Consider the following 6,580-nt stretch of genomic DNA (forward strand, 5'->3'; position numbering starts at 1 on the left):
TTTTGTCAAAAACTTTGTTTTCTTCCCAAAATTTTAGTATTTCCTCTTCTTTTTTTGAAAAATCATCATCCATATTTTTTATTTCCGCCATAATTCTAACAAAGAACTGAAAAGAAATCAATTATTTCTTTTAAAAGATTCTCCGTGTCCGGGATATATTTCCATTCCCTTTTTTATCATCTTAAATAATCTCTCAAGAGAATATTCCAATTCTTTTTCCGATCCTCCGGGAAGATCAACTCTTCCAACGCCGTCTTTAAACAAAGTATCGCCTGTAAAAATAAAATTATTTCCAATAAGGCAAATACTCTCTTTGGCATGGCCGGGGGTTTCAATAATTTTTAAAACAACTTCTCCTATTTTTATTTCATCTCCTTCTTTCAGATTTTCCAAAACTTTTGCTGTTGTTTCTCTTTTTATCTTTTCATTCCCTAAAATATGGTCAAAATGCTTATGGGTATTAACAATATATTTTACAAACACCTTATATTTTTTTATCTCCTCCAATATCCTTTCCGGCTCTCCTCCAGGGTCTATCACAAGAAGCTCTCCTTTTGAATAAAGAAGATAGCAGTTGGTAAAAAGCTCTCCTACAACTAAGCGTTTAATTTCCATCAGATTCCAAGTTTTTAATTTCAAAAACTTTGATTTTTGAAGAAAAACCGGAAAGAAGAACAACATTTGAGACAGGAATATTAAAATATTCAGACAGTTTTTTAATTATCGCCCTGTTTGCTTTTCCCTGCAGAGGCGGTTCCTTTACCGCTATAAGAAAAGTGGAGTTCTCAATTTTCTCAATTTTTTCTTCTTTTGAATTTGGTTTTGCTTTTACAAGAATTCTCATTTTTTACGTCTTTTATGCTGTTATAATATCAAAAAAGAAGGAAATTGGCAAAATAAAAACCGCCAAAAAGCGATTTAATCTAAAAAGATGAGAGGCCTTCATGATGAAGGCCTTTTTGGGGTGGGATGTATATACTTCTAAATGAGCTACCGTCAGTATAGCAAATGATAAAATCTTGTCAAGGCCCATGTTCCCTGTTAGTATAAGAATAATGAAAATATTCTCAGAAAATAGAAAAGCTAGGTTTAATTATTCTATTCTTGAAACCTTTGAAGCAGGAATGGTTTTAACCGGAAGAGAAGTTAAATCAATAAGAGGAGGAAGAATTAACCTTCTCGGTTCTTATGTTGTCTTAAGAAATAAAGAGGCCTTCCTTCTTTCGGCCGATATTCCCCCTTATCAGCCGGAAAACGCTCTTTTAAATTATAACCCAAAAAGAGAAAGAAAACTGCTTTTGAACAAGAAAGAAATCAATCAGCTTATAGGAAAAACGAAAGAAAAGGGCTTGACTTTAGTGCCTTTAAAGGTTTATACTAAGGGCGCCCTGATAAAGCTCCAGTTCGGAGTGGCAAAAGGGAAAAAAAAGAAAGATAAGAGAGAGTCCATCAAAAAAAGAGATATAGAGAGAGAAATAGGGAAAAAACTGAAAAGGTAAAGGGGACGAACGTTTTGACAAAGATTCTTATCTTAAATAGCGCAGCCTAGAATTAAGGACTAGTAAAAAACCTTAAAAAATAATAAGTGCTAACTTATTTCAAAAACAACCCGCGCTAGCATACGCCTAGCGCCATCCTTTCCGATGACTTCCGATAAGCGGAAAAAGGGTGTCATATAATCGGGATGAGACGGCTTTTCTCCTCTTTGGAGCCGTCAAAAGCAAAAAGAGGATAGGGGCTAAAGAATTTTGTTTGTTTCTATCTTTGCACCCCAAAACAAAAAACAAAACAAGCTGTAGTGCTGTTTAAGTAAAATTTTTGGACGAGGGTTCAATCCCTCCGTCTCCACCAATTAAGTGAATAAAAACTTGAGTATTCAAAAAACACCAATAAACCATCAAATAAGGGCAAAAGAAGTCAGAGTCATAAAAGAAGACGGGACCCAGCTTGGAGTAATGGCTCTTGGAGAAGCCATAAAAATAGCAAGAGAAAGCAATCTTGACCTTATTCAAGTTACAGACAAAGTCCTTCCGCCCGTTTGTAAAATAACCGATTACGGAAAATATCTTTACGAGCAAAAAAAGAAAGAAAAATCTGCAAAAGCAAAAACTAGCGAAATTAAGGGAATAAGGCTGAGCTTTGGAATATCCGACCATGATTTAAGAATAAGAGCCAATGCCGCAAAAAAATTCCTAGAGAAAGGAGATAAGATACGAATAGAAATGAGGCTTAAAGGAAGACAAAAAGGACTAACTGACTTTGCCAAAGAAAAAGCCGGAAAATTTATTGAAATTTTAAAAGAATTAACGCCAATAAAAATAGAAAGAGAGATTAAAATAGAGCCAAGAGGAATTACTTCTGTTATCTCTTCAGAACCAAAAAAAAATGAAGCCAAAAACTAGAAAATCAATATCAAAAAGGTTTAAAATAACAGGCACTGGAAAGGTCTTAAGAAGAGCTGCCGGACAAGATCACAACAGAGCTAAAAAAACAGGGAAAGCAATCAGAAAAAAAAGAAAATGGGTTACTGTTTCCGTTCCCGAAGCAAAAAAAATTAAAAAAATAATAAAATACTAAAATGGCAAGAGTAAAAAGGGGAAAAACAGCAAACAAAAGAAGAAAGAATACCTTAAAGCACACTAAGGGTTTTAAGTGGGGAAGAAAATCAAAATTTAAGCAAGCCAAAGAAGCCCTTCTGCACGCTTTTGTCTATTCATACAGAGATAGAAGGAATAAAAAAAGGGACATGAGATCTCTTTGGCAGATAAAGATTAACGCCGCTTGCAAAAAAAACGACCTTTCTTACAGTAAATTTATCCACGCTTTAAAAGAGAATAAAATAGAACTGGACAGAAAAGTACTTGCCGATATTGCCCAAAATAATCCTGAAATTTTCAAGAAAGTTCTTGAGAAAGTAAAATAGAAACATATTCACATATTTTAAAAAACGCCCCTTTATCAATGGGCGTTTTTTAAATACTCTATTTGCTATTTTCGCTTATAAAAGAAACTAGCTCTTTTTTCTTTTCTTCTAAAAGTTCCTCTGAATCGGCCTCTATTGTAAGGCGCAAAAGAGGCTCGGTTTGAGAAGCTCTCACATTAAACCAAAAAGAGTCATATTCAACAGTTACTCCGTCAAGATAATCCTGCTTTCCGTCAAAATACCTCTCCTTTATTTTCTCTAAAATCTCTTCTTTGTTTTGGACCTTGAAGTTAATTTCCGATGATTTGGCATAGAGAGTAAATTCTTTTACAATTTCTGAAACAGGCATATTTTTTTCAGAGCAAAGAGAAAGAAGGATTAAATAAGCCATTACCCCTGAATCAAGATAAAAATTATCCCTAAAGCAATAATGCCCCGAAAGCTCTCCTCCCATTATTCCCCTTTCTTTTAATATCCCTTCTCTGACATTAATAAAACCGACAGCCGTTCTTATTGGAATCCCTTTCCATTTTGAAATAAGCTCGGGAACGGCTTTTGAGCAAATAAGATTGTATGAAACAGCAAAACCGGGCTCTTTTTCAAGAAGAAACTTTGCAAGAAGAAGAAGCGAAACGTCGGCACTTATAAAATTGCCTTTTTCGTCAAGCATAAAAATCCTGTCCCCGTCCCCGTCAAACATAAAACCGACATTTGCCTTTTCCTCTTTTATCTTTTCTTTTATTTTTTTATTAGCACCCTCAAAAAGAGGATTCGGACTTCTTGAAGGAAAATTTCCGTTTGGTTCAAAGTTCATCGGAATCAAAGAAATAGGAATTCTTTTTGAAACTTTGGAAATAATATCTCCCATTGCCCCATTGCCAATGTCAATTACAACTTTTAGCGGCTTTATTTTTTTTGGCTCAATAAAAGAAAAAATATGGCTTAAAAAATCTTCTTCAAATTCAATTTCTTCAATTTTTCCTTCTTCATTTTCTTCAAATGGCATTTCCTGTTTGAAAAACTCTGAAATATCGCTACCTCTGACAATTGAAATATCATTATCTTTATTAAGAATCATCTTAAAGCCGTTATATTCTTTCGGATTATGGCTTGCCGTAATCATTATTCCAGCGTCATATTTGTAATTGCCAACTGCAAAATAAAGGCATTCCGTAGGGGCAAGTTTTAGCGAATAAACATTTACTCCTTTTTTTATTAGTCCCTTTACAAGGGCTTTATAGAGAGTAACGGAAGAAAGGCGGGCGTCATAAGCGACAGCTATGCTTTTTGCTTTTGAAAAAGAAGCAAAAACCAGCCCTAGTTTATAGGCAAAATCAGCATCAAAATCCTCTTCAAAAATACCCCTTATATCGTATGATTTAAAAATAGATGGGTTGACTAACATCGTTTTTTATTATAACATAAAGAACAATTATGAAAAGATATGAATTGACATTTTTAATAGCCCCCGAAACATCGGAAGAAGAAAGGGAGGGTTATTTTCAAAAAATAAGCGAGTTTATAACAAAAGAAGACGGAACGATTGAAGAAATAAAAAAACCGATAAGAAAAAGAATGGGGGTTGCTGTCTCGGAGAGAAAAGAAGCATTTCTCGCCACTTTATTTTTTACTCTTAATCCCGAAAAAACAGAAAAATTAAAGCAATTTTTAGAAGGAGAAAAAAATATCATAAGGCACATAATTGTCAAAAAAAAGGAGAATGCAATCTTTAAAAAATCCAGCCCAAAGGCGGAGTTAAAAGAAATAGATAAAAAAATAGATGAAATATTAAAAATAGGCGAATAAGAGTATTTTATGGGCAAATACCATAGAACATCTTTTTCACCCCTCTTTTTATGAATTTAAACAAAGTTTTTTTAGTAGGACGACTAACAAGAAAACCCGAACTTAGAACCACTCCTTCCGGCCAAACGGTCTGTTCTTTCGGACTTGCTACAAACAGGGTTTGGAATAATCCTCAGACAAAAGAACGGCAAGAACAAACTGAATTTCACAACATAGTTCTTTGGAGACGGCTTGCCGAAATCGCCTCCCAATACCTTGATAAAGGAAGTCTTGTTCTTATAGAAGGACGCCTTCAGACAAGAAGCTGGGACGACCAATCAGGAGTAAAAAAATATAGAACAGAAATAATAGGGGAAAATATCCAAATGGGGCCAAAATCAGGAGTTCCTTCGTCAAATCCAAATCCAATTACTCAAGATAAAAACGAAGAAATTCCAATTATAGAAGAAGAAAAGGAAGAAGAAATAGACATATCTCAAATTCCATTTTAAAAAATAAAAAATATGAATTGCCACTTTTGCCAGAGAAACATAAAAGAAATTGATTATAAAAATACTGATACCTTAAAAAGGTTTATTTCCGCTTTGGGAAAAATCAGGCCCAGAAAAAAAACAAATCTTTGCGCGACTCACCAAAGACAGCTTTCCCGATCAGTTAAGAGAGCAAGGCATATGGGACTGCTTTCAGCAACAGAAAAATAGTTTTAATTTTTAAAAATAGTCAAACAAAAAAAGGAGGTTCTGCCTCCTTTTTGTTTTTAATAAATTACATTTCTTCCGTCTTCTTTATAATCTCTTTTTTAATCGCTTTTGCAATATTGGGATTTTCCTTCAGATACTTTTTTGCCCCTTCCATTCCCTGTCCTATTTTTTCTCCGTTGTATTCATACCAAGAACCCGATTTTTTAACAACGTCGAACTTTGCTCCTGTATTAACAAGGTCCGCATAAGATGAAATTCCTTCGTTATAGTAAATATCAAACTCTGTTACTTTAAAAGGAGCCGCCACTTTATTCTTGACTATCTTTGCCTTCACTTTGCTTCCGATAATATTTTCTCCTTGCTTTATCTGGGCAATTCTTCTTAAATCAATTCTTACCGAAGCGTAAAATTTAAGAGCCATTCCTCCTGGAGTTGTTTCCGGATTCCCCCAAGTAATCCCTATTTTCATTCTTGTCTGGTTTAAAAATATAACCGATGTTTTTGATTTTGCGATAATCCCGGACAGCTTTCTTAATGCCGAAGACATAAGGCGCGCCTGAAGTCCTATTTGAAATTCTCCTATCTCCCCTATAATCTCCTGTTTTGGCAAAAGAGCGGCAACAGAATCAATAACTATTACGTCAACTTCGCCCGATCTTGCAAGCGTCTCAACAATTTGAAGAGCTTCCTCTCCCGAATCCGGCTGAGAAATTAAAAGAGAGGAAAAATCAACTCCTATTCTTTTAGCATAATCAGGATCAAGAGCATGTTCAACGTCTATAAAAGCTCCTGTCCCTCCTTTGCTCTGAGCTTCTTTTAAAACATGCAAGGACAAGGTCGTCTTTCCCGAACTCTCAGGGCCAAAAATCTCTATTACCCTTCCTCTCGGCATTCCGTTTACGCCTATAGCAAGGTCAAGAGATACAGCTCCGGTAGAAATGGAATCAACCTTCTCTTTTGTTTCCATTTTTTCCTTAAGATTCATAATCGCCCCTTCCCCGAACTTTTGCTTAATTTCTTCAAGAGCTTCCTTAAGGTCTTTTTTTTCCGGCTCTTTTTTAATTTTTTTCATAATATTTTATATTTCTATTCAAAAACTATCATATTTCTCTTGCAGTATATCACATTTTCATGACAACATAAAGAGATT

General features: G+C 34.7%; 11 protein-coding genes and 1 other RNA gene. 8 read left to right on the forward strand and 4 right to left on the reverse strand.

Annotation, left to right across the window (positions count from 1 at the left end; translation table 11 throughout):
• Window positions 1-117 precede the first annotated feature (117 nt).
• Together PHH50_03675 and PHH50_03680 are read right to left on the reverse strand one after the other, a co-directional pair.
• Complete coding sequence (locus tag PHH50_03675; GenBank protein MDD3729381.1) at window positions 118-615, reverse strand: MBL fold metallo-hydrolase; 498 nt, start codon at window positions 613-615, stop codon at window positions 118-120.
• Window positions 605-844 (reverse strand): DUF167 domain-containing protein, encoded by a 240-nt coding sequence (locus PHH50_03680; protein ID MDD3729382.1) that lies wholly within the window; start codon window positions 842-844, stop codon window positions 605-607. Before PHH50_03680 ends, PHH50_03675 begins: the two co-directional genes overlap by 11 nt.
• 211 nt (window positions 845-1,055) lie before the next feature.
• Between PHH50_03680 and smpB the strand changes: the two genes are divergently transcribed.
• From smpB to rplT, 5 genes are all read left to right on the forward strand, one after another.
• Entirely contained in the window at window positions 1,056-1,499 is a 444-nt protein-coding gene (smpB, locus tag PHH50_03685) for an SsrA-binding protein SmpB (GenBank protein ID MDD3729383.1), read from the forward strand.
• A gap of 1 nt (window position 1,500) precedes the next feature.
• Window positions 1,501-1,851: a transfer-messenger RNA gene (gene ssrA / locus PHH50_03690) on the forward strand.
• Between the two features lie 17 nt (window positions 1,852-1,868).
• Window positions 1,869-2,402: a translation initiation factor IF-3 gene (gene infC, locus PHH50_03695; GenBank protein MDD3729384.1), complete on the forward strand. Its 534-nt coding sequence runs from the start codon at window positions 1,869-1,871 to the stop codon at window positions 2,400-2,402.
• Window positions 2,386-2,577 (forward strand): 50S ribosomal protein L35, encoded by a 192-nt coding sequence (gene rpmI, locus PHH50_03700; GenBank protein MDD3729385.1) that lies wholly within the window; start codon window positions 2,386-2,388, stop codon window positions 2,575-2,577. Before infC ends, rpmI begins: the two co-directional genes overlap by 17 nt.
• A gap of 1 nt (window position 2,578) precedes the next feature.
• The gene (gene rplT / locus PHH50_03705) at window positions 2,579-2,923 is read left to right on the forward strand and encodes a 50S ribosomal protein L20 (GenBank protein ID MDD3729386.1); all 345 of its coding nucleotides are present in this window, start codon (window positions 2,579-2,581) and stop codon (window positions 2,921-2,923) included.
• A 58-nt stretch (window positions 2,924-2,981) separates the two neighbouring features.
• On the opposite strand, the gene manB is transcribed toward rplT, so the two are convergent.
• Complete coding sequence (manB, locus tag PHH50_03710) at window positions 2,982-4,328, reverse strand: phosphomannomutase/phosphoglucomutase (GenBank protein MDD3729387.1); 1,347 nt, start codon at window positions 4,326-4,328, stop codon at window positions 2,982-2,984.
• Window positions 4,329-4,357: 29 nt separating this feature from the next.
• On the opposite strand from manB, the gene rpsF reads away from it, so the two are divergent.
• From rpsF to rpsR, 3 genes are read left to right on the forward strand one after another with little or no spacing between them, the layout of a single operon-like run.
• A complete protein-coding gene (rpsF, locus tag PHH50_03715; protein ID MDD3729388.1) occupies window positions 4,358-4,729 on the forward strand; it encodes a 30S ribosomal protein S6 in 372 nt (123 codons plus the stop codon).
• Window positions 4,730-4,779: 50 nt separating this feature from the next.
• Window positions 4,780-5,220 carry a single-stranded DNA-binding protein gene (locus tag PHH50_03720; GenBank protein ID MDD3729389.1) on the forward strand — a complete coding sequence of 147 codons (441 nt, stop codon included), beginning with the start codon at window positions 4,780-4,782 and terminating at the stop codon, window positions 5,218-5,220.
• Between the two features lie 12 nt (window positions 5,221-5,232).
• Window positions 5,233-5,430, forward strand: a complete 198-nt coding sequence (gene rpsR, locus PHH50_03725; GenBank protein ID MDD3729390.1) for a 30S ribosomal protein S18 — start codon at window positions 5,233-5,235, stop codon at window positions 5,428-5,430.
• A 64-nt stretch (window positions 5,431-5,494) separates the two neighbouring features.
• On the opposite strand, the gene recA is transcribed toward rpsR, so the two are convergent.
• A complete protein-coding gene (gene recA, locus PHH50_03730) occupies window positions 5,495-6,502 on the reverse strand; it encodes a recombinase RecA (GenBank protein ID MDD3729391.1) in 1,008 nt (335 codons plus the stop codon).
• Window positions 6,503-6,580: the final 78 nt, after the last annotated feature.

The sequence above is a fragment of the Candidatus Paceibacterota bacterium genome, assembly GCA_028697015.1.
Lineage (GTDB): Bacteria > Patescibacteriota > Minisyncoccia > Minisyncoccales > GWA2-38-27 > JAQVFW01.

What these genes read in the sequence shown, in the direction of transcription:
- PHH50_03675 (MDD3729381.1), bottom strand. Translation starts at nt 615, where the DNA reads ATGGAAATTAAACGCTTAGTTGTAGGAGAGCTTTTTACCAACTGCTAT.
- recA (MDD3729391.1), bottom strand. Translation starts at nt 6,502, where the DNA reads ATGAAAAAAATTAAAAAAGAGCCGGAAAAAAAAGACCTTAAGGAAGCT.
- rpsF (MDD3729388.1), top strand. Translation starts at nt 4,358, where the DNA reads ATGAAAAGATATGAATTGACATTTTTAATAGCCCCCGAAACATCGGAA.
- manB (MDD3729387.1), bottom strand. Translation starts at nt 4,328, where the DNA reads ATGTTAGTCAACCCATCTATTTTTAAATCATACGATATAAGGGGTATT.
- rplT (MDD3729386.1), top strand. Translation starts at nt 2,579, where the DNA reads ATGGCAAGAGTAAAAAGGGGAAAAACAGCAAACAAAAGAAGAAAGAAT.
- smpB (MDD3729383.1), top strand. Translation starts at nt 1,056, where the DNA reads ATGAAAATATTCTCAGAAAATAGAAAAGCTAGGTTTAATTATTCTATT.
- rpsR (MDD3729390.1), top strand. Translation starts at nt 5,233, where the DNA reads ATGAATTGCCACTTTTGCCAGAGAAACATAAAAGAAATTGATTATAAA.
- PHH50_03720 (MDD3729389.1), top strand. Translation starts at nt 4,780, where the DNA reads ATGAATTTAAACAAAGTTTTTTTAGTAGGACGACTAACAAGAAAACCC.
- PHH50_03680 (MDD3729382.1), bottom strand. Translation starts at nt 844, where the DNA reads ATGAGAATTCTTGTAAAAGCAAAACCAAATTCAAAAGAAGAAAAAATT.
- rpmI (MDD3729385.1), top strand. Translation starts at nt 2,386, where the DNA reads ATGAAGCCAAAAACTAGAAAATCAATATCAAAAAGGTTTAAAATAACA.